This is a genomic window from Fusibacter ferrireducens (genome assembly GCF_015352425.1).
GTDB lineage: Bacteria > Bacillota > Clostridia > Peptostreptococcales > Acidaminobacteraceae > Fusibacter_A > Fusibacter_A ferrireducens.
Genome location: NZ_JADKNH010000017.1, coordinates 57,504 through 79,573, shown reverse-complemented (window position 1 = coordinate 79,573; position 22,070 = coordinate 57,504). Strand labels below are relative to the sequence as shown.

At 37.3% G+C, this 22,070-nt stretch carries 22 protein-coding genes; 3 read left to right on the top strand and 19 right to left on the bottom strand.

From position 1 onward, the window contains the following. Positions 1-289: 289 nt before the first annotated feature. The 8 genes from ISU02_RS21010 to ISU02_RS20975 form a co-directional block, all read right to left on the bottom strand. Positions 290-511, bottom strand: a complete 222-nt coding sequence (locus tag ISU02_RS21010; protein WP_194703817.1) for an ATP-binding protein — start codon at positions 509-511, stop codon at positions 290-292. 169 nt (positions 512-680) lie between these two features. Beyond that, positions 681-1,520, bottom strand: a complete 840-nt coding sequence (locus ISU02_RS21005) for a prenyltransferase/squalene oxidase repeat-containing protein (RefSeq protein ID WP_194703816.1) — start codon at positions 1,518-1,520, stop codon at positions 681-683. Positions 1,521-1,727: 207 nt separating this feature from the next. After that, the gene (locus ISU02_RS21000) at positions 1,728-2,891 is read right to left on the bottom strand and encodes an ArsA family ATPase (RefSeq protein WP_194703815.1); all 1,164 of its coding nucleotides are present in this window, start codon (positions 2,889-2,891) and stop codon (positions 1,728-1,730) included. Between the two features lie 11 nt (positions 2,892-2,902). Further along, positions 2,903-3,142, bottom strand: a complete 240-nt coding sequence (locus tag ISU02_RS20995) for a hypothetical protein (protein ID WP_194703814.1) — start codon at positions 3,140-3,142, stop codon at positions 2,903-2,905. A 33-nt stretch (positions 3,143-3,175) separates the two neighbouring features. Continuing rightward, positions 3,176-4,345 (bottom strand): ArsA family ATPase, encoded by a 1,170-nt coding sequence (locus ISU02_RS20990; protein WP_194703813.1) that lies wholly within the window; start codon positions 4,343-4,345, stop codon positions 3,176-3,178. A 247-nt stretch (positions 4,346-4,592) separates the two neighbouring features. Continuing rightward, complete coding sequence (locus tag ISU02_RS20985; RefSeq protein ID WP_194703812.1) at positions 4,593-5,081, bottom strand: MarR family winged helix-turn-helix transcriptional regulator; 489 nt, start codon at positions 5,079-5,081, stop codon at positions 4,593-4,595. An 84-nt stretch (positions 5,082-5,165) separates the two neighbouring features. After that, on the bottom strand, positions 5,166-5,804 hold the full coding sequence (locus tag ISU02_RS20980; protein WP_194703811.1) for a class I SAM-dependent methyltransferase: 639 nt from the start codon (positions 5,802-5,804) through the stop codon (positions 5,166-5,168). 237 nt (positions 5,805-6,041) lie between these two features. Beyond that, positions 6,042-6,563 carry a PadR family transcriptional regulator gene (locus ISU02_RS20975; RefSeq protein WP_194703810.1) on the bottom strand — a complete coding sequence of 174 codons (522 nt, stop codon included), beginning with the start codon at positions 6,561-6,563 and terminating at the stop codon, positions 6,042-6,044. A 130-nt stretch (positions 6,564-6,693) separates the two neighbouring features. On the opposite strand from ISU02_RS20975, the gene ISU02_RS20970 reads away from it, so the two are divergent. Next, positions 6,694-8,067: an MATE family efflux transporter gene (locus tag ISU02_RS20970; RefSeq protein ID WP_194703809.1), complete on the top strand. Its 1,374-nt coding sequence runs from the start codon at positions 6,694-6,696 to the stop codon at positions 8,065-8,067. Positions 8,068-8,202: 135 nt separating this feature from the next. On the opposite strand, the gene ISU02_RS20965 is transcribed toward ISU02_RS20970, so the two are convergent. From ISU02_RS20965 to ISU02_RS20930, 8 genes are all read right to left on the bottom strand, one after another. After that, a complete protein-coding gene (locus tag ISU02_RS20965) occupies positions 8,203-9,843 on the bottom strand; it encodes an amidohydrolase (protein WP_194703808.1) in 1,641 nt (546 codons plus the stop codon). Between the two features lie 4 nt (positions 9,844-9,847). Further along, positions 9,848-11,209 (bottom strand): sodium/glutamate symporter family protein, encoded by a 1,362-nt coding sequence (locus tag ISU02_RS20960; RefSeq protein WP_194703807.1) that lies wholly within the window; start codon positions 11,207-11,209, stop codon positions 9,848-9,850. Positions 11,210-11,345: 136 nt separating this feature from the next. Then, entirely contained in the window at positions 11,346-12,077 is a 732-nt protein-coding gene (locus ISU02_RS20955) for a GntR family transcriptional regulator (protein WP_228727911.1), read from the bottom strand. Positions 12,078-12,097: 20 nt separating this feature from the next. Next, entirely contained in the window at positions 12,098-12,892 is a 795-nt protein-coding gene (gene phnX, locus ISU02_RS20950; RefSeq protein WP_194703805.1) for a phosphonoacetaldehyde hydrolase, read from the bottom strand. Between the two features lie 12 nt (positions 12,893-12,904). After that, positions 12,905-14,038 carry a 2-aminoethylphosphonate aminotransferase gene (locus ISU02_RS20945; RefSeq protein ID WP_194703804.1) on the bottom strand — a complete coding sequence of 378 codons (1,134 nt, stop codon included), beginning with the start codon at positions 14,036-14,038 and terminating at the stop codon, positions 12,905-12,907. A 140-nt stretch (positions 14,039-14,178) separates the two neighbouring features. Continuing rightward, positions 14,179-14,718, bottom strand: coding sequence for an isopentenyl-diphosphate Delta-isomerase (gene idi, locus ISU02_RS20940; RefSeq protein WP_194703832.1), 540 nt, complete (start codon positions 14,716-14,718; stop codon positions 14,179-14,181). 167 nt (positions 14,719-14,885) lie between these two features. Beyond that, positions 14,886-15,176 carry a hypothetical protein gene (locus ISU02_RS20935; RefSeq protein ID WP_194703803.1) on the bottom strand — a complete coding sequence of 97 codons (291 nt, stop codon included), beginning with the start codon at positions 15,174-15,176 and terminating at the stop codon, positions 14,886-14,888. 166 nt (positions 15,177-15,342) lie between these two features. After that, complete coding sequence (locus tag ISU02_RS20930; protein ID WP_207736469.1) at positions 15,343-15,801, bottom strand: DUF5301 domain-containing protein; 459 nt, start codon at positions 15,799-15,801, stop codon at positions 15,343-15,345. Between the two features lie 214 nt (positions 15,802-16,015). On the opposite strand from ISU02_RS20930, the gene ISU02_RS20925 reads away from it, so the two are divergent. Beyond that, on the top strand, positions 16,016-17,443 hold the full coding sequence (locus tag ISU02_RS20925; RefSeq protein WP_194703801.1) for a hypothetical protein: 1,428 nt from the start codon (positions 16,016-16,018) through the stop codon (positions 17,441-17,443). A gap of 190 nt (positions 17,444-17,633) precedes the next feature. On the opposite strand, the gene ISU02_RS20920 is transcribed toward ISU02_RS20925, so the two are convergent. The 3 genes from ISU02_RS20920 to ISU02_RS20910 all read right to left on the bottom strand — a co-directional run bounded on the left by ISU02_RS20920 (position 17,634) and on the right by ISU02_RS20910 (position 21,011). Beyond that, complete coding sequence (locus ISU02_RS20920) at positions 17,634-18,824, bottom strand: M20 metallopeptidase family protein (protein ID WP_194703800.1); 1,191 nt, start codon at positions 18,822-18,824, stop codon at positions 17,634-17,636. 21 nt (positions 18,825-18,845) lie between these two features. Continuing rightward, complete coding sequence (locus tag ISU02_RS20915) at positions 18,846-19,562, bottom strand: cysteine hydrolase family protein (RefSeq protein ID WP_194703799.1); 717 nt, start codon at positions 19,560-19,562, stop codon at positions 18,846-18,848. Positions 19,563-19,739: 177 nt separating this feature from the next. Further along, entirely contained in the window at positions 19,740-21,011 is a 1,272-nt protein-coding gene (locus ISU02_RS20910; RefSeq protein ID WP_194703798.1) for a sigma-54 interaction domain-containing protein, read from the bottom strand. Between the two features lie 453 nt (positions 21,012-21,464). On the opposite strand from ISU02_RS20910, the gene ISU02_RS20905 reads away from it, so the two are divergent. Then, on the top strand, positions 21,465-22,067 hold the full coding sequence (locus ISU02_RS20905; RefSeq protein WP_194703797.1) for a DUF4386 domain-containing protein: 603 nt from the start codon (positions 21,465-21,467) through the stop codon (positions 22,065-22,067). Positions 22,068-22,070 lie beyond the last annotated feature (3 nt).

The window sequence follows — 22,070 nt, the reverse complement described above, 5'->3', positions numbered from 1 at the left end:
AAGAACTAAGCTCAGTTGTCTCTAATGCAATTGTAATGCCAAACATCAAAATATCGCTCATCAACTCTGTTTGAAGATTTTAAGCTACTGACCATCTGTTTCAACCGACATGATTTTGTACATTTTTTTATACATACGTCCAATGTTTTGGATTAAAATATCTTCTGATTAAAATACCTTCTGACTAAAATGTCAAGGCTTCACGATCGATATGACTTATTCAACCTTATCAATTTCCTCTTTCACATCTTGGATTTCACCAGAAAAGCTCGTTGCTGGCAATTCCATATTAAAGGTATTGGTAATTAACAATTGTTTTTATAGCATTCTCAACAAAAGTTGTCTTCCCGATACCTGGAACACCCACAACAAAACAAACATCTCCATCGCCTTCCAAAACTTGATCAAAATGTTTTAGTAATTTTTCTGTTTCAATTGTTCTTTCTATTGCACTTGAATCCATTTTGTTAAATACTTTAAATTTCAAATCAGTTTTACTTATCCGTTTCATCTGCATGACACACCCATTCAACCTTATTTGTGTTATCTAATGTGTTGCATTTACAACTTATTTCACTAATCGTATCATCTTGATATTTACAATGGAATAGCAAATGTTAACATATATTCACATTTCAAATGCCAACCTAAAAATCTTTTCTATTCAAAGCCTTATAACACTAAACCTTACCATCAAGATTTCTGAGTATTTCATAATACCGTAAAGTAGCCAGTCCACTTGCTTCACCTTTTTTGCAAAAAGAAAACAGCGCCAACTTTGGGACATTGCGTTCAACAATAATCTTTCCATCACGCATTTTTGATTCCAGTGCACTTAAAGCTTCTAGGAATCGCTTATCATTCTTCGCCCGAGTATAGAAAGATAATATATAGACATAAATGAAGAGATTGTAACTGCGAAAAGGGTATTCAACCTGCATGAACAATGTCCCCATACCGTAGTGACACGGCCCGATAGGCTTCCTTATCGTCCAATGATCCAGTAAAAATTCGACTGCTTTATCAAGTGCTGGCTCTTTATTTAGATATTCACTAAAACGAAAAGCACTCAACGCAATTAATGTTGGAAAGGGATTTGAATATGCCGTTTCTGGACCACGTCCAAAGGTAAATTTATTGCAACGCCAGCCACCATCAGTATATTGGATTTCTAAAAGGTGTTGAAAAGTCTTCTGCAATCTTTCATCAGATGCCAATCCCATATGACAGAGTGCATTAGCCGCTTGCACCGTATGACAAGGATAAATGGCACCCTTCGGGTACACTTTAAAACGCCCATCTTCTCTCCAAGTGCTGAATATCAACGCCGCAGCTTCTTTTAATATGGGGTCCGTAGAATCCATTCCCAATTCAATTAGATAATGTACACACTCTAATGTTGAAAAAGGGGACCCTTTGATCAACCGCTTATCTGGCGTCGTCCAATAATCAGCCCCATGATCATGCCTGTGCGATAATATGTTTTCAAGATCTGATATGTATTGCTTTGCTGTAGTCATTATTAACCTCTCTTTCTAATTTTTTTAGAGAAACTCATTATAGGTTCATTTCAAATAGGATTATACTCACCTAACGATCTCTATAATTATATCAAAAATATCAAATTAATACAGTTTGAGGTTACTTGAATTTTTAAATCAAAATAAAGCCTTTGCCCTATAGTAAGGTAAACTTGCTATAGGCAAAGGCTTTATTATTTAATATTTTTAGGATTGGGCAAAGGCAATCGTCAATGTGCCATTCTCAAATTTGGCAGACTCGATTGCCTTGCCTTTAACCACATCAGGTAGCGCAAAGCAACGTTTCTCATTTTTAACTGCAATTTGTATTTCACCATTATTTTGACCTAAATCCATTTCACTTTTTTCTGCAAATGGCAGATAGATTTCCATAAAATGACGATTTTCTCTTTGAATAATGCTGAATGTCTTATGCACTGCCAATATCCCCGAAGGATCTACTTCACCATAAAAAGTACTCACTGCCTTTAAAACTGGAATCGTCTTGAGCTCATGTTTTTGAAGCATTACCATGAATCTTGGCACATCTCTAAAACTTTCTTCGAGCTCAAGCAACCCCTCTTCTTGAAGTTTAACCCATTGATTAAAATAGCCTTCAAGAGCTATTTTGGGATAAACCTTATTTATAATAATGGCATCCACATTATAGTCGAACAGCTGTAACCAAGTAAAATTTCTTTTAGTCTCTTTAATCACTATTTTTTCAGGCGTTGTCACAATTCTGAGAGAGACAATTGTCTTGTCTAACATCAGTGTCTGCAATCGTTCCAATTTATCCATTAATCGTTCTATATCCTCAAAGACATTATCCTTTGGCATGGGCACTTTGGTCACAGTTTGAACAATTGGACCTGCCACTTTGACCATCTTGCGCTTAACTGGGAGCAGCTTTTCAAGCATCTCTCCAAACAAATCAGGGTATTTAAGCAATGACAAAGTTTCACCAGTCGGTGCACAGTCGACGATTAGGATATCATAGTCACTCTTTTCATAAATATCCAATATCTTGAACAGCGCAAACAACTCTTCAAGCCCTGGAAAAACTAAAAGTTCCTCTGCTTCAATACCACTTTCCACTTTAGAAGTTAAGATTTCTTTCATATAAGTTCTCAGATTGCCCCAAGCCGATTCACTCTCTGCCACAACATCTATCTCCAGTGCATCTAAATTGGAGAGGATTTTTGTCGTTTCTGAACCGAGTTTAACATCCAGTGAATCCGCCAAACTATGCGCTTGATCTGTACTGATAATCATAACCCGTTTACCCTCATCAGCCAATTTTATGGCTGTTGCTGCCGCAATACTTGTCTTGCCCACGCCACCTTTGCCTGTGTATAATATAATGCGCATTATGCCACCTCCTATCCTATGTCTACTTTTTTAACGCCATGGGTTTTCGCTTCGTTTTGTTTAGTTGATTTTTGAGTATCTAGTTTCTGAGCTAAGTCAGTGATATACTCACATGCCATATCTTTCAGTTCATTGCTAATCACTTCAAGATGGCTCTGCATTTTTTTAGGTAAGAGCATCATCAAAGCTTCCTGCTCTAGTTTCTTGGCTTCTATTAATTTCTCAATGACTTCAACATGAATCGTTTTCATCAGGTGCACCTTCCTTTCATTGTGAGCACTATCTCACTTTTCAAGCAGCGTTATTGTCAGTATGCCCTCATCAAACTTAGCATTTGCTATTTCATGATTTCTCAACGTACTTGGCTTAGGGATATTGCGTTTAAAGTTACCTATTTTTATGATAATATCGGTTAGGGATTCATGCAGTTTAACATCGGCTTTCTCCACACAAGGCAGGTTCAATTTTAAGATATAACCTCCCTTTACTTTTTCATAAGTTTCGCCTTGAATATCTTTTATAACACCAAAGACATCTCGAGTCTTCAAGACTTCCTTTACAATGAGATCTATTCCTACAAGACCATTGAGGTCTCTATCAAACCAAGGAATTTTATAAATTGGAATCTCTCCAAATATCATTTCATATTCCTCTATATATTGATGTTGAATTTCAATCCACTCATTGAAAAAGGGATTGTCTATATCACTGGGTAGAATCCGATTAATATAGAGACCATCTACCTGAAAATTATATAAATTCATATACATGTAGTTGCGTTTGGTTTCTTCAACGACCATTTTTTCTGGTATTGCAACAATACGAATTGAAGTCACCTCTCTATTCTTAAATAAGGCCTGAAGCGCTTCTAATTTTAAAAACATTCTTTCAACATCAGAAATAGCAGCTTTATTAGGCAACTCGATCTTAAATGCCGCTTTAGAGATGGGTGCCAATACTCTAAGGGCTACTTTGCCAACAGGCAGAAATTTTTCCATATACCATGAGAGTAACTCTGGGATCTTAAGCAAGGCAATGGTCTCACCTGTTGGCGCACAATCCACAATAATGCGTTCAAAGTCTCCCGCCTCATAAATTTCCAATATCTTTAATAGGGAAAATAATTCATCTACCCCAGGAAAAATGGAAAGATGGTCTACATTTGATATCGGTGCACCTGATGATTTAATCATCTGAATCAGGGCATCTTTCATGTCTCCAAATTCATTCTCCATCATATGATTAGGATCAATTTCCAGAGCAAAGAGATTTTCTTCAACTCGACATATTGTTTTACCAAGTGATACGCCAAAAATATCGCTTAAGTTATGTGCCATATCTGTACTTACTATGAGTGTTTTTTTGCCTTCCAATGAAGAATGTCTTGCATGTGCCGCCGCCACACTGGTTTTTCCAACGCCACCTTTACCTGTAAAAATGAGTATTCTGCTCATTACTTCACACCTACTTTCTTGATTAATTGATTTAGCAATCTATTGATCTATTCATTTTTAGATTTATTGACATACTCATGTGTTGATGTTTGACTAAATTCAATTTATTTCACCAGAAGAATAGTTCTTCTCCCGAAGTATTGTTTTCAATATAAGCTACCTCGTAGGTAGCCAATATCATGATGCTTATATCCTCTGCCCTATAGCCAGATCATATGATCTTTTCACAAGACAGGCTCTGTTGCTTTTATTCTATTACTATTTTTCTGACCGTACTTTTACGTTGTGTCTCTTTGTTGCTTTCTTCTTGAAGAACCGTGATGACCTTGTCTAGAATCGCTCCAGCTGTCTCCAGCTCATCAGCTGATAATGTCGATATAAATTTTTGTCCATAATGCATAAAAGCACTCATCATTGCATTGATCTGACTCTTTCCCGCGTCTGTTAAAACGATTGTCACCACACGCTTATCTTCCGTACTTCTGACACGCTCAATCATGTCTTTTTTTTCCATACGGGTTACAATACCAGTTGCCGTGTTGAGGGGAATGCTTAAATAATCAGCAATCTGAGTCATATTGACATCAGAGCCCCTATATAACAACATCAAAACCAACATTTCATTCTTGGTACAATTTAGAAGGATATTCTCCCATATATCTTGAGAAATAAGTACTTTTATCTGATCGAAGATCTCAAAAAAAGAGTTTTCTATGTTGTCAAAGTCAATTTTCACATTACTTCCTCCTTCGAATTAATTTAATTCTACCACCGAAGTATATTTTTGTCAACTGAAAACCGAACTTTTTAATTTTTTATATTACTCTGCATAACGTCCCATATAGACAAATCCATTAGATTTGTTGCCATTCATCGTCACAAACTCAATTTTCTCATAATGTAAGGTTTCAAAATTCTGAGTGATTTTTGACACCCATGCCTCATTATGATGCCTTACAATAGCACCCTCAGCGAGCTCAAAGGTACCATAATTCTTAAATTTGCCTTTATATTTTTCGTATCTCAATTGATTGCGTTCATCACTATTTAGAAGAAAATCATTGATATAGATCGTCCCAGAAGGTTTAAGCACTCTTTTAATTTCTCTCATAATCAATTCTTGTTCTACATCAGAGGGCACACAGGTCAACACAGCCAGCAATAACACAGAATCAATGCTGTTATCTTCATAGGGAAGGCTTCCACTTGCTATAACTTGTAAATCCGCAGAAAATTGCAATTGCCGCCCTCTATTTATCATTTCTTCAGAGAAATCCACACCATGGAGCATCTCATAACCATTCTGAGATAATTCTATGAGTGTCCTACCATAACCACAACCATAGTCCAAAATGGTACTGGTCTTAGGAACATATTGTGAAAATACATCTATTTTAAACTCTGTTGTAAAAACCTTGTCAGGTGCAACTTTATCCCAATATGCCTTTTGATTACTCATTTTGCTGCCTCCTTAATTTTCACTAATACCATTCTTGTTATAATTCATACTGCACCTTCTTAAATATTCTATCATAGTTAATATTTAGAAGCTATAGGCTATAATGATATAACTAATCACCTCAAAATCTCCTTCTTGGAATAGATTAGAAGGGGGTTTTGAGGTAATCAAAGATAGATATATTTTTTTGAAATTGAATACTAAAACACTTAATCCTGCTGTTTTAAATGTAAGCATTTAGTTTTCTTCCAAAGTCGCTAGCCATGTTTCCAACTCTTGAGCAAGTCTAAATTGTTGCTGTAAAACTGCCTTTCCAGTTGAGGATATTTCGGGATTATTTCCCTTTGAAGTCATATTTTCTTCAAGATATGATTTTAAAAGTGCCATATTTTCACCTATTTTATTCAAGCATAATTGGCGATTTTCATCTGTAAGACTATCTAAATTTACAATAACGGCGTTGAAATCTAAAAAAATATTAATGGATTGTGATGAAATGCCTAACATTAACTTTTCAAACTGCTTTTCTCCAGCATCGGTTAAAGTATAAACCGCTTTTTCTGCCATCTTGCCCTCTTTAATCATAGTCCCTTTAATATAACCTTTTTCTTCTAATTGAATGACCTTCTTATAAATTGAAGGCGTACTAATTTTGACCCATTTTGAAATATTGCGATATTCTACAAGTTTTTGAATATCATAGGCACTTAGGGATTCCCGCTTCAATATTCCCAATACAATCAGATCAATTGTTGACATATACAATCTCCTTCCAACAGTATGCTTGACATCTACTATATTTTATAGTATTATCAACTTTGCTACAACTACTATATTTTATAGTAATATACTTTATATTGATTTTAAAAATTCAAAAGGAGTGTCACACATGAATGAGAAAAACAAAAAAATTGAATTATTGAGAAATGTCCCTATACCCAAAGCGCTTTTAGCGATGGGGCTACCCACTATGATCGGTATGATGATCAATGCATTATACAATTTAGTGGATGCCTATTTTGTCGGTGGACTTGGAACAAGTCAAATGGGGGCCATTGCAATCACCTTTCCACTAGGTCAGGTCGTCGTTGGCTTAGGGTTGCTGTTTGGAAATGGCGCCGCTTCTTATATTTCCAGGCTACTTGGTCGTAACGAAAAAGAAAAAGCGGGACAAGTTGCCAGTACAGCGGTCTATGTCAGTATAGCTGTAGGTGCTATTGCAATCATCGGCATTATGATTTTCTTAACGCCTGTGCTCAAATTTTTAGGGGCTACAGAAAGCATCATGCCATATGCTATAACTTATGCAAGTATCTATCTCACAGCTTCCATTTTTAGTGTCTTTAATGTCACGATGAATAATCTCGTTACAAGTGAAGGTGCTGCCAAAACCACGATGCTCACAATGCTTGCTGGCGCTACAATAAATATGATTTTAGACCCTATTCTTATCTATACTCTAAGTATGGGGATCGCTGGTGCGGCTCTAGCAACAGCACTTGCTCAAATCGTCTCTACGCTGATTTATATCGCCTACATTTTAAGTCAAAAAAGTGTTTTTAGTTTTAGTATTAAAACCTGCTGCTTCTCAAAAGAAATCATGTCCGAAATACTAAAAATCGGAATACCTACTTTACTATTTCAACTCCTGACAAGTCTTGCTATAACACTTACGAATATGCAATCCGCAAAATATGGTGATTCTATAATTGCTGGCATGGGGGCAGTCACGCGAATCATCTCATTGGGCAGTCTCATTGTATTTGGCTTTATTAAAGGTTTTCAGCCCATTGCAGGTTATAGTTATGCGGCTAAAAACTATATTCGATTACATGAAGCCATAAAAACAGCAGTGATATGGACAACTCTATTTTGTATATGTGTTGGTCTGACAATGATTCTATTTCCAATTCCTATTATTTCTCAATTCACAAAGGGAGATGCTCTATTAATTGACATCGGCCAAAAAGCACTTCGAGCAAATGGTTTATCCTTCATGCTATTTGGTTTCTATGCGGTGTATTCATCGCTGTTCCTAGCACTGGGAAAAGCAAAAGAAGGTCTTTTATTGGGCATATGTAGACAAGGGATTTGTTTTATACCAATTATTCTTATTCTGCCAGTCATTTGGGGGGTAAACGGCATTCTTTATGCCCAACCCATAGCGGATGTAATAGCAACACTCATCACCGCTTTTGTGTCTTTTAAGCTCTACAAGACTTTATCCCTTCTTACTGTATCTCGTTTTGAGGAAAGCGCTTAAAAAAAGCTAAATGGCATAAGCCATGAAAAAACCGACCTCCAATAAGTTAGATTATTAGATCTAATTTATTGCGGTCGGTTCAATACACAATGGATGATCGCGTTTTTCTAATGATCTTATTTTACAACAATCTCTTCACGCCTTGGCATAGGCGACCTGTCCACCGACAATGGTTTTCATAACTTTTATATCCCTAATCTTCATAGGCTCCACCGTAAAAGGGTTTTGATCTAGTACCACAAAGTCTGCATACTTCCCTTTACAAATACTCCCCTTGCGCCATTCTTCAAATGTTTGATAAGCCGCGTTTATAGTGACGCTCTTCACAGCTTCGTAAACTGGAATGCTCTGTGCTGCACCTAAAATTTTGCCACTGGACGTCACACGATTCACAGCAGACCATATGGATAATAAAGGGCTCATTGGGGTTGCTGGAGAATCATTATGATTAGAAAATGGTATGTTTCGCACGAGAGCAGAATAACAGGGGTGTACTCTCTCAGCCAGCGTCGGCCCCACAAATAGATCACGGTGTCTATCGCCATGATAAAATACATGACTTGCATAAAAAGAAGGCATGATCTTTAATTGCTTGATCCGGTCCAGTTGATCTTCTCTTGCACTCTGACAGTGGATGATCATATGTCTGGCATCCTCCCTGAAATGCTTCTTTTGTGCGCGTTCATAAGCATTGAGGACATCGTCAATGGCAGCATCTCCATTTGCATGGATGGCGATTTGCCACCCTTGATTGTGAAATTTTTCGACGATATTGCAAAGTTCTTCTGGCAAATAGTTGCCCTTGCCCCTATAGAGTTCATCTTTTATGGGCATATTGGGATGCGGTTTATAGTAAGGGTTGGAAAGATAGGCCGTATAAGCCTGGAGCGAGCCATCGGAAATCAATTTTACTGGCCCCATAGTGAGCATGCCATTTTGATTGAGCAGTTCTCCTGACCTCACCTCATTAAAGGCATCCATCGGGAACTCACCCAAGGGAAGGAGAAGAAGCCTGACCTTGAGGAGACCCGTATTTGCAGCCTCCTTAATGCCCTCATAAAAAAAGGGATACATGGCCCCTTCTTGGGCACTGGTAACACCAGCCGCTAAGTATTCTTCATTACTATAGAGAATAGACGGTCCCAGCATTTCTTCCAGATTGATAAAAAGCTTTAAAAAGGGCATAATACCAGGCATTTCATGGAAAAGGCCCAACAGATTACCGGCCTCATCCCTGCGGACATAATCTTTATCAATCTGAGTTTGTGCTTCAATCCCAGCAAGTGCAATAGCCATGGAATTTGCCGCCGCCACATGATAAGTTGCATGAAGTACAATTACGGGATGCTCTGTGCTGACCTCATCTAAATCGATTTTCATCGGATGGCGCATTTCTTTTAAGAGCGTATCATCATATCCAGCGCCTACTACAGGTTTTCCTTTGGGTGTGACTGCCGCTCTTTGCTTCAAAGCCTCAATCATTTGTTCAATGGATTCAATGTTGCCAACCGGTTTCTGGCATAAATTGACGCAAAATTTTCTTATGAGCCCATTTTCAACAAAATGACTATGAGCATCTATAAATCCCGGAAGCATCGTTTGATTCTGCAAATCCATCATGACTGTTTTCTCATCTTTTAATTGCAGTGTTTCGGAAAGATTGCCCACTGCCAATATTTTTCCATCTCTTACTGCCACTGATTCTACTGTGGGGAAAGATTCTTCCATCGTCACAATATGCCCATTATAAAAAATAACATCTGCTTTTCTTGTCATACACTTACACTTCCTTTTTTTGTTCTGATTTTAAGAACCCAAATAGCCACAAGAGCACAGCCATAATCACGCCATTTCCTATGAGTATCAACGACCATGTCGTAATCCCAAATTTTGGAGCAGCCGGGGCTACCAGATAAATAATGCCTGTAAGAACAAATATAATATTGAAGATAACCAGTTCCATTGCACAAGGCGTTTCATAATCTGGATCTACTTGCCTCAGCAACAACAATCCACTTGCAGTATTCCCCATACAGCAGCCAAATTGACATAGAAAACGCTCTACAGAGAGTTCCGGAAGCTTTTCGGCGATAAATCGAATTAAGAAAAAAGTGACTGCACCAATCGCAAGAACCGTTACCAAGATGCCTGATAAATAAGGTAGAAGCAGACTAAAGCTAATACTGGTCATGGAAGCTACCATCAGGTAATCCACACAAAAGCCTGTGATCCGACTTTGTATACCAGGATCAATCGTATGATCCAGCTTCAACAGTTTTAACACCTGTTTTACAAAGAGACAGACAAACATCCCCGGCAAGAAAAACAGTGAAAAAGGCAGTACCTTTAGGGCCCCGCTGGATGCTAAAACATGATTAGACAAAAAGAACGCCAGGAAATAAGTCAGGAAATAACAGATTCCAAGTATTGCTAGATGATAGCTCAAAGTATCAATATTATCAGAATGTGTCGTCTGCATGCCTGCTGATATTTGATTATCGCTTGAATAAAGGCCTTTCAATATGCCTGTTTTTACACTTTTTTCAGGAATTACTGTTTTATTGTGCTTCTTTGCCCAATTTGCATAGGGTACGCCGATGAATAAAGCCATCAGAAATCCCACGGAGGCATAGAACAAGCCCACATTGGGTGCATTTTGAATGCCAAATGCTTCCCATGAATTGCCCACAGCCAGTGCCTGTCCTGTGCCTTGAGTAAAGCCATGAGTTGCCAAGAATCCCAACCAAACAGGTGCCTGTTTCGTAAGTCCGATCATATTGGTAAGCCCATAGGACAATGCACCGGTTAAAGCCTGAACCGATAAGATCAACGAAGAAATCAAAGCCATCCAAAGGCCTCCTCGAATGATGCTTTTATTCTTTCCGCCACCTTTTTTAAACGGCGTCAGTACTAAAGACATGTATGATAAATTAAATACATGATATGTGATTTCTTCAAACGAAGAGGTCTCAAGTGATGTCAATCCAGAATTGATAAATATAAAACCTAATATGCCACCTAAAATGCAAGCGGGTATCATCCATTTCTGAAAAATTGGGAATGCCCTTCTCAAGAGTACACCTGCAAATAAAAGCAAGCTCAAAACACCAAACGCAATAAATAAGCCAAATGAATACGTCATAATTCCTCCTTACAAGTTAAAAGTTATGGTTGCGATTTATTATAGCATCGCCAACTTCTTTTCTTGTGAAGGCACCAAGTTGCTCATGTAAAGCTTATGTAAAAAATCTGGATTATTGTAAAATCCAGATTTCAAATCAAAATTGTATATCCAGTTTAAACCGATCTCCACGCGCATACACTGTATAGTGCTCCACCGGACCCACATTGGGCACATCAAATCTACTAATCTGTTTTAACATGGGCACACTTTCATTGACCTCTAAAAGTTTCATATTTTTAGCTAAAGGCATTACCGCTTCAGCCGTGACAAATTTACACACCGGGTGTTCATAATGATACACCTGCTTCAAAATATGATTTATAGAACAATCTAAGGTAAGATGAGCTTGCAAATCTGGAACCATTTTTTGAGGAATTCTTGAAATGCATACGGCAAGTGGCTTTTCTTGAACGCTGCGCAGAAATTTAACCTTATAGATCAATTCCCCTTCTTGTATTTCTAAAATCCTGCTTAATTCTGCCTTTGCTCTCACCAACGACCATTTTAACAGTTTGCTTTCGTACTGATAAGGATAGTTCTGAAATATTTCAGAAAACCCAATATTATTAATTTGAGGAAAGACAATTTGCTCTTGGCTTGGCGCCACGAATAACCCCTTCCCCTTTTGGGCATAAATCCGATCACGTGCCTTTAAATAATCCATAGCTCTACGAACTGTATTGCGATTTACACCAAATCGCTTCGCCAATTCATTTTCAGATGGCAGACGATCGTGGGCCGCCATCTGATTGCGCTGTATCAAACCGATAATATAATCTGCAATTTCAAGCTTCATATCTTGTTCTATTGCATGCGTCTGATCCATCACTTAGAAACCTCCTTTGACTAAGTTTCCCGACTATTTAGAGTTGCCACAACCCAAGGCAAATCCCTGATGCTTTGAATCACATAATGTGCGCCTGCCTCATAATATCTTTTTCTAGTCTCGTTGCATAATCTGTAAAATTCATGAGTAGATACTGTCTTTAACGCCTCTGGACTCAATCCAAGTTCACTGCTGCCCTCTAGGATTCCCACTGTCCAGCACCCAGCATTTACACCTTCTTTAATATCACTTATAGTGTCTCCTGCCTTTATAATATGCTTCATTGACTGTACATTGAGCGCTATTGCATTTTGAAAGCACATAAAGGGCGCCGGTCTTCCTGCAGGCAAATGATCCGGTGTAACAATGCAGTCCGGTTGATATCCCTGTTGTTTTGCAAGGGGTTCTACAACATCCATCATCTGTCGGGTATACCCAGTTGTGGACCCAATTTTAATTTGATTTGCCCTTAAATATTCGATTACTTCAAGAACCCCATCCAATAAAGTCGTGTAATCTGATAAATTTTCCATAAGAGCAGGGACAAATTTCTCATATAGTGCCTGTCCATCTTGCTGATCTGGTTTTTTGCCATATAGAGTCTGCCATGCCAACGCGATTCTTTCCATGTTCAACAAGGCGCAAATATGGTCAAATTTACCTAACCCCATAGGCTCTCTGGCTTCTTTTTCTGTAATTTGAATGCCTTTTTCTTCAAATATTTTTTGAAACACATGAAGGGGTGCCATGCAGCCATAATCAAGAGTTGTTCCTGCCCAGTCCAAAATAACCGCCTGTATATCATTTGATTTCATAATAGGACCTCCTTATGCCTTTGTAGTTGCATCATCAAAAGACAACAAAATATTCTGCGCTATTAACGCTTCTTTAAAAATATTTAGAAAATAGGCCACATCCTCCAAATCAATGGCACCAAGACTACATAGACGAAATGTATTTTCTGAAGAGGCATAAAGGGTGACATCTCTTTGATAACAATAGTCGTGAATGGCTTTAAAATCCCAATTTGGGTGTACAGGGTATTTTACGGAAACCACGAGACCACTTTGCCATTCTTTATTAATGGCAGGTTCCAAACCTATTTTCTTAATGCCGTCGTACAACGCCTCCCAAACCCTTCGATGTCGCTGAAATTTCTCTGCTTCGCCTTCTTCCCAATACTCTATAATGGCTTGTTTGGTCGCATAAATAATCTGCACTGGCGGTGTAAACTGCATTTCTCCTGTGCGCTCAAAATATTCGTATTGGCGATAGAGATTACAGTAATAAGAATGTTTTGGATACATTTTGCTCGCTTCTAAGTGCTTTCTATTGCATACAATAAAGGATAATCCCGTCATGGAGGAAAGGCCTTTTTGGGCAGAAGCCATCAAAAAATCTATTTGATCCTTTTCAATATCCATTGGGATTAGGCCGTATGTAGAAGTTGTATCCACTGCAAAGACAGCCTGATTTTCATGTGCAACGGCACCAATTTCACGTATGGGGTTTAAAATACCCGTTCCAGTTTCATGATGTGTAGCATAGACGACGCCAATGTCAGAATCTGCTTTAAAAGCCTCTTTTACTTGATCCACATCAATAGGTCTATCATACGGCAATTTCAACTCTATCACTGGCAAGTCATAGTACTTTGAAGCTTCCACAGCCCTTGCACTATAAACGCCGTTATTGATGATCAACATTTTTTTACCAGCTGGTAATATGGAACTGATTATCACATCAATATTAATGGTGCCTGATCCGCAAAAAAGAACAGAAGTGTACTTGTTCAAATCACCATGAACAATCTTTACCAGTTCATCACGCACCCATTTCATAACCTCTAGAAAATCTTTTTCTCTGGGACAAATATCTTCCACAACCAGAGCTTTTTTCACTGTATCCGTTGTCGTTGCTGGTCCCGGATTTAGCAAAATCTTGCGCTTTACCGCCTTCATCAACATTACCTCCTCTTCGTTTGACTTGAATGTCATCTTCAAATTAACATGGTGCCAAGTTGCTGTCAAACAAGTCCAGCTTCTGAAAAAGATCAAAAACTGCTGAAAAAGATTGTAAAGTTTCCCCAGAAATTAAAATATTATCGTGCGATATAGGCTCTAATTTGATCTTCAAATAGAGCTAATAAATGCTTAAACCAGAAAGTGTATTGCTCAGGGGATTTTTCAATATCCAGTTTTATAGCATCCAGATCCAACCACTTATATTCTGCCACTTCATCAAGATTTATAGCCACGTCACCATCATAATAGCCAATAAAAACATGATCGAATTCGTATTCATGTAAATCGGTTTCAAACATCGTCTTATATATAAAATCAAAGCGTTCGCTCAACTCACATTGGAAACCCATTTCTTCTTGCAATCTCCTATTCACAGCATCCTCTGTGCGCTCTCCAAATCTAGGATGACTGCAGCACGTATTCGTCCAAAGTCCAGGCGTATGATATTTAGACAAACTCCTCCTCTGCAATAGAAGTTGCTTATTTGAATTGAAAACAAGTATGGAAAAGGCTCTATGGAGGACCCCCTTGTAATGTGCTTCCATCTTTTCAATAGCCCCTAACACGTTATCATTTTCATCTACCTTGATAATCATTTCTGATTCTGTTTTAAGCATCATTTCTCTGTATACTAAATCTCTTTTAGTATACGCTCCTTCCTTTGTTGTTATTTTATTTAGGGTTAAAGTGTCAAAAGTCAGTTTTGCGTAAACACTCTATAGTAAAAGGTGGATTATTAAAATCCACCTCCAGTATCGGTTATCCACTGCTTATTCATTTGAGTTTATTTATTCAAATAGCATGTCACACAAAAAATTTCACCTTCATCATGGTTAGTGGACATGTGCTTGATTTCTTGACCACATTTTGAGCACTTTGACATCATAAAGCCACTCTCTTCTGGAACTTTTTCATAGTTTTCACAGGTTAAATCGCATCCCTCTAATTCGCAGGTTGCACAGTCTTCAGATGGAAATCCAAACTCACAAGTTTCTGAAATCTCATTTTGATCGTGATCACCTTCATCGATAATACTCTTCAAATGCTTACAGCTACTACAAATGCATTCACTCATTGTACTGCCTCCTTAAATAAACTGCCGTGTCCATGAATTATATCAAATTCAGATTATGAATACAACTCTTGCAAAATTTGAAAATAAACTTATAAAATGTTTATTTGTCATCAGTCTTATATTATTATTAAAATGTTTCTGAAGTCTTCCAGTCAATGCCTTAAAATCACTCGTTCTCTTTTTCTGTATAAATTTTATATATTTCAACACTTTTTAATCGATTACTCGAATATACCCCCACATAAGGTTCCTCTATGTAGTAACTTTCATTTTCTGAATAAAGGCATAAAGTCCTCATTTCATCTTTTTGATTCAATCTGATGATTAGATAATTTTGTTGTGTTGGATAGTCATTTACTGAAGACCTCCATACTTTTCTCGAACCATTAAGTGCTGTCACTACATTCGCAATGCGCCTCTTATCAGAAATCATAATGGCCCCCAAACTTGAACCCTCATTGAATTGTTCCATTTCCATTGTTTGAACTTTATCAGGAGCTGGTAAATCTAGCTTGTCACGATTAATCAAAATGCTTATGGCGATGATAGCCATCATAATAAGAGCAAATCCTATCATTAGAAACACCGTTTTTCTTTTTAACACTTTGGAAAAATAATTTTGCATATACAACCCTTCCTTCATAAATTTAGAAATCAAATCGTCTATTTTTTCAAATCGATCCACATTTGCTCAACTCATTATCTGATTATTCTTATGGAAAAGTTCACACATTTGTCACCTCAGCCGTAATTTATTTTGATATAATGAAGCTAAATTCCTTCTGCTCTCTAAGGCTATGCGATCCACATAAGCTCATTTTACCAAAGAGGTGTTAAAAATGAAAAAGAATCTTATTAAATTTCAAAAAGTGTTTCAAATAAATCTCCTCATTTGCCTAATACTGATAACTTCTACAACGTCATATGCCAATTCTGGTCCCATTGTTATAGAGGGATATCCAGGGTCAGAAATGATTGTAGATGAATCTAATGAAATCATCGTCAATCATGAAACCTTAACTTTTGAGTTGACAGATGATCTATACACACAAGGTGCAAGAGTCCAAGCGACCTATGAGATGGAAAATACAAGCGATACAAATCAAACGATACATATGGTTTTCCCTCTGGTGTCCACGCTAAAAATGCTTCAAGGTCATGTGAGCATCCTAAATGATACAACACCGATACCCCTTGAAAAAATCTATTTGGATAGAATAAATACTCCAAATAATTTGCCCGATTTCAAGACACTGCTTAAACTAAGTCCTGTGAAGGCGCCCTTTTTAACGTCAGATTTGACTTGTTATGAGTTTATACCACAAACATCCCTCTCGGAAATGCATGTTGAAATCTCTTTTAATCTCACGGATAGTGATGCTTTTATTCTGATACAAAATTCAAGTGGCTATGGTTATGATAACGGCAAATTTAGTGTCAGCAGTTGGCTTGGCAAAACATCCAATTTTAGTGAAAATCTAAGAATTTACTTGACTAAAGGGGCACTTCAAAATTTAGAATATACGATTACCGATAGATCAAGCGATAAAGTTATTGAGCAAGGCAATGCACTCAAAGAGCAAGGCAATACACCTAAAAGCTTAAGCGTTAATGAATCCGTTCTTTCAAAAACAGATATGAATGGGATATTAGAAAAAATATTATTTATGGAAGAGCCTGATATATACACTCAGAGCGAACGAGAACAGATACTCAATAATGCCCTTCATGAACTCTATGAAATGTACGATTTCTCCATGATTGTTTTGGATGACTTAAAACAGTACTTAAACCAAAATAGAATTGTGCTTTTAACCTATGATATTCCTTTTGAACCCAAACAAACACATGAAATAACTGTGTCATATCCTTTGAAAGGTACTTTTGATAGGCGCAATAGTGATGAGCCGACCTATACTTTTGAATACTTCCTCAATCCTGCATCCTATTGGAAGGATTTCAAGCAACTGGCGCTTGCAATTCATTTAAAAGCGCCCTATGACTATATTATTTCAAGTAGCCTTCCACTTGAGCGAAGAACACAAGCCGATCAAGTTTCATACCAAGCTCTATTCGACCAAGTTCCTGAAACAGATTTGACCTTCACTGTTTACACAGCAGAAAAAGTCACTGCTTTAGATAAATTAAAAGGCAAATGGAGTCGATCTTACAGTTACATCTTTTTTCTAATCGTATTGCCTATCCTTGTGATCGTTTCAATTGTAGGTGCCCTTATGTGGATCATTCATAAGATACGAAAGCGATAAGCAAATATGTTTTTGCCATAAAAAAACTGACCAGATATCTGATGGATTTTAAATCTAATAGATGAGGTCAGTTTATTTTAATTTGATTTGAAGTTTGATTTGAAGTTTAATTTAACGCAATTGGACTTTATTTGAGAAAATTATTTATCTTTCCAAACAGGTAATCTTTTCATTATGAAAGTAACCGTTATTATTGATCTGTACATAAGTCAAATGCAATATTTGTAAATATTTTAATGCCATACTTAAGAGCATTTTCATCTATGTTGAGAACCGAAGTGTGAAGCGTTCCCGTTTCGCCATCAGGATTCTTGCAACCCAGCATAAACATCGCACCAGGTATTTCCTCCTGGTAGTAGGCAAAATCTTCTGAACCAAGATGTGGTCTTTCAATTATGATGACATCTTCTTTTGATTCAAGAGACTTTTCTGCTGCACGGATAACATCTTGTGTGAGGTTTGAATCGTTGTTTACAGACGGGAATCCAGAAATAAATTCGACATTGGCCTTTCCGCCCATGGCACTTGCTATACTCTCGGAGATCAACTTCATTTTATCTCGAATAATCAATTTATTTTCCTTCTCTACACATCTGATCATACCGCTCATTTCAACATAATCAGGAATTACATTAATAGCTTCACCACCTGAAATTTTGCAAATGGAGAAGGTTGCTATGTCATAAGGGCTGATATTGGTTGCCATAATTCCCATCAATCCATTTACAATCTGAGAAGCGATTACGATTGCATTGACACCTATTTGAGGTTCAGAAGAATGTGCCTCCATCCCATGAATTTTAATATAAAATTCATCATCAGTCGCAGACATGTAGCCTGCTTTTACTGCAATTGTCCCTACCGGAATATCAGGCATCATATGCAGTGCAAAGATACCATCAACCTTTGGCTTTTTAAGTACGCCATCGTTTATAATACATTTTGCACCACCGTTGGCCTCTTCCCCGGGCTGAAAGATAAATTTAATCACACCTCTAAGATGATCTTTAACCTTTGATAGCAGTTCTGCTGTGGCGAGAACAATTGCCATGTGACAATCATGTCCACATCCGTGCATAACCCCAACCCTCTTTGATTCAAAAGGAAGACCCGTTTCTTCTAAAATTGGAAGCGCATCCATGTCCGCACGAAAAGCAATAGAAGCTCCAAAGCGACCTGTATCCAAAACAGCTACAACACCAGTTCCTCCAATTTTTGTGGAAACTTCATACCCAAAGTCCAACAGTTTTTTTGAAATATATTCAGCTGTATCAAATTCTTCAAAACTCAACTCAGGATACTGATGAAAATGTCTCCTATATTCTACCGCTTTTTCAAAAGCATCCTTATACATACGCTCAAATTGTTTACCCTCTAACATTAAAAATCCTTCCTTTATCTGCTATGACTCTATATTTTCCAATCTTGCTAACAACTCTTGAGTCGTTTCCGAGTTTGCATAGATTTTCTGAATACCTTGTAGAGCTTTTATATGTCTTTCCTCACTCATTGCAGTCATTGCGTCTTCAATAAGGTCAACTGCATATCCCAAATCAGATAAATCTCTAACAGAAGTACTTACGCACTGATCCGTATAAAAGCCGACAACAATTACATTTTTCACATGTAAATTCCTCAAAATACGGTCAATTGGGGTTCCCACATGAATGCCTGAACAGGTTTTCTTTAAAATGATTTCACCATCAAGTGGTTTTACCTCATCACAGAATTCTGTCGTCATGGTATTCGGTGGATAAAACATTCCAGCAGAAGCATGAAGTCTTCCTGTATCCTCAGCTCCAGGCAGATAGGACTCGATTTTCACATGAAACGGTCTAATACCTTTTTCTCTACATTTATTCAAGATTTTTTCGATATTGAAAAGCGCCCTATTTGTATTTTCCTCCAACTGATTAAGCGCAGTCATCATGGGTTCAACATCAATTCCCATTGCCTCGTAACCTTTAACAAAATACTCTTTTGTAATACATTTCTGCGCGTCGATGATTATAAGCGCTGTTTCCGTAGGCGTAATATCAACAGGCTCTTTATACACACTGTCGATTAATGCACCATAATAATTTGCAACAAATTCATCTAAAACTTTGTTATTATCCATTTCCTTCTCCTTAAGGCGTATTTTTTTATTAAATATATCGCAATTATCATGCCAACACGGAAAGCTCCTTATCTCTCGTTTTTCATTCAACCTCAAGTTTTATCACAACTCATTTTTGCAATTTTTTGCAGCAGTTTTTAACATTTTCGCAACTTTTGGCAAATAATTATACCATCATTATAGCCCTAACTTTTTGCATTTATAATAGAGAGTCCTAACCGGTATTCCGAGATCCACAGCTGCCCTATTCTTGTCGCCATCACACCTATTTAAGGCTCTTTTTATGCAGTGTAACTCCGTCATTTTTATGGCCTCATTTATTTGCAAGGGAAAATCATCCAATTTATCTTCGATCGTTTGCTTTTTTAATTCTGTTTTTTCCCCAATTGCAGCGCGGACATCTTCGCTTGTAAGGTTTACTTCATCTGGATCTAAATTAATCAATGCACGTGATAATACATTTTCAAGTTCTCTCACATTTCCAGGCCAGTCTCTTTTCTGTAACTCTTTTATAACATTTGCGTCAATATTCTGTACGTTTCTTTCATAGAAATCATTATATTTGTTAATAATATACCGACTCACATCGGCAATGTCTTCTTTTCTTTCGCGAAGCGGTGGAATCGCCAAAGGAAAAACATTGAGCCTATAATACAAATCTTCGCGGAATTCTCCTGATTCTAACATTGCCTCAAGTGGTTTATTGGTTGCACAGATAATTCTAACATTTATACTTATCGCTTCTGTGCTTCCGATTGGCATGATCTCTTTTTCCTGTAAAGTTCGGAGCAATTTTACCTGCATTCTTGCCGAGACATCCCCAATTTCATCAAGAAATAAAGTGCCATGATTTGCCTCATAAAACAGACCGCGTTTCCCACCGCGTTGAGCACCGGTAAAGGCCCCTTCTTTATAGCCAAACAATTCACTTTCAAGAAGTTCTTCAGGTATAGAAGAACAATTAATCTTTACAAATTTTTCATTTCTCCTTGGGCTGGCGTTATGAATCGCATTGGCAAAAATTTCTTTCCCTGTGCCACTTTCTCCACGAATCATTATCGTTGCAGGTGTGCCTGCTGCCACCTTAGCAGTAGAAATCACTTTTTGAAGTGCCTTATTTTTCCCTATAATATCTCTAAAAGTAATCTTAGTTTCAACTTTGCGCAGTTTCTGATTCAGCTTATCCAACTCACGTCTTAATCTGTTCACTTCAGAGATGTCGTGATAAACCACCACTGTCGCTTTTTTATTTCCCGCTATATAGATATCTTTAGAATCTGCAACTAATTCAGTATTTCCGCGTTTAAGCATCGTCTCATATAGCGCATTCGCATAAATTCGATTGCCCTTTTCATCGATTGCACAGATTGCATCCGATGTGGCCTTCAATATTGGCTCCGCTATTTCAAACATTTCAGTAATTGTATAGCTTTTTTTGTGTTTATCCACTGACAGTTCTCCTCTCACGCAAAATTTTGCAGCAATATATTACATCCATTTTTTCATATTTAGAAATTCAAATCAAGGTAATATTTAAAATTGGTAAATTTAAAAGAGCTCTATTGATGTGCATGTCATTTTCTGATTTACTTTGATGTAATCAAGTTAAGCGAACAAGGAAGTAAAATCTATATGAAATTAATCGAAAAAAATGTCAGCATAAAAAATCACCTCTCTAGACAAACTAAAAGGTGATTGGAATAAATCTTACAGTTATCTCTTTTTTCTAATCGTATTGCCTATCCTTGTGATTATCTTGGTTGTCGGCGGTCTTGTATGGCTCATCCATAAGATCCGAAAAGGGTAAAAATATTTCATAAGCCTTCGTTATCAAACTTGATTTGAATCAATGCACCTTTATAGATTTCAAGTTATAATTTATAAAAAGGAAAGGAGTTACTTATGAATAAACTTAAACCATTTAGAAGATATGAAATCATCGCAGGGATTGGTTTTATTCTTGCGACAATCTCTTATTCAATCGGGAATGCTCTAGTTGAAAGTCAACTCCCTCAAATCAAAAGCATTTCTACCACGATTACAACTTCACTCACCATAGGCGCAGTTCTTGAACTTATAAACTCTGTAAGTGTTATTACCATTGGCTTTATGTTTTACCTTAGACTCAAACAATTCAATAAAAATCTGGTCTTGGGGTATCTAATTTCTAGGTTTGTTGAAGGCACACTACTATTGGTAGGCACTTTGTCTTTTCTACAAAGTTATATCGCCCCCTTCTATTTACATCAAGCCCTCTTCAACATTGCCATGTTGAGCCTTAGCATTTACAGTACTATTTTCTTTTTAGCACTCATGAAAGACAAATTAGGACCTCATTGGCTCTTTCTATTAGGCGTTATCGGTTATGCTGCACTCTGTGTATACGCAAGTATTAATCTTTTGCCGTTATCGATGATAGCACCCTTGTGGTTATTTGGTCCTGGTGCAATATTCGAACTCGTATTTCCCCTTTGGTTAATGGTTAAAGGCTTTAATAAACCCTAATTA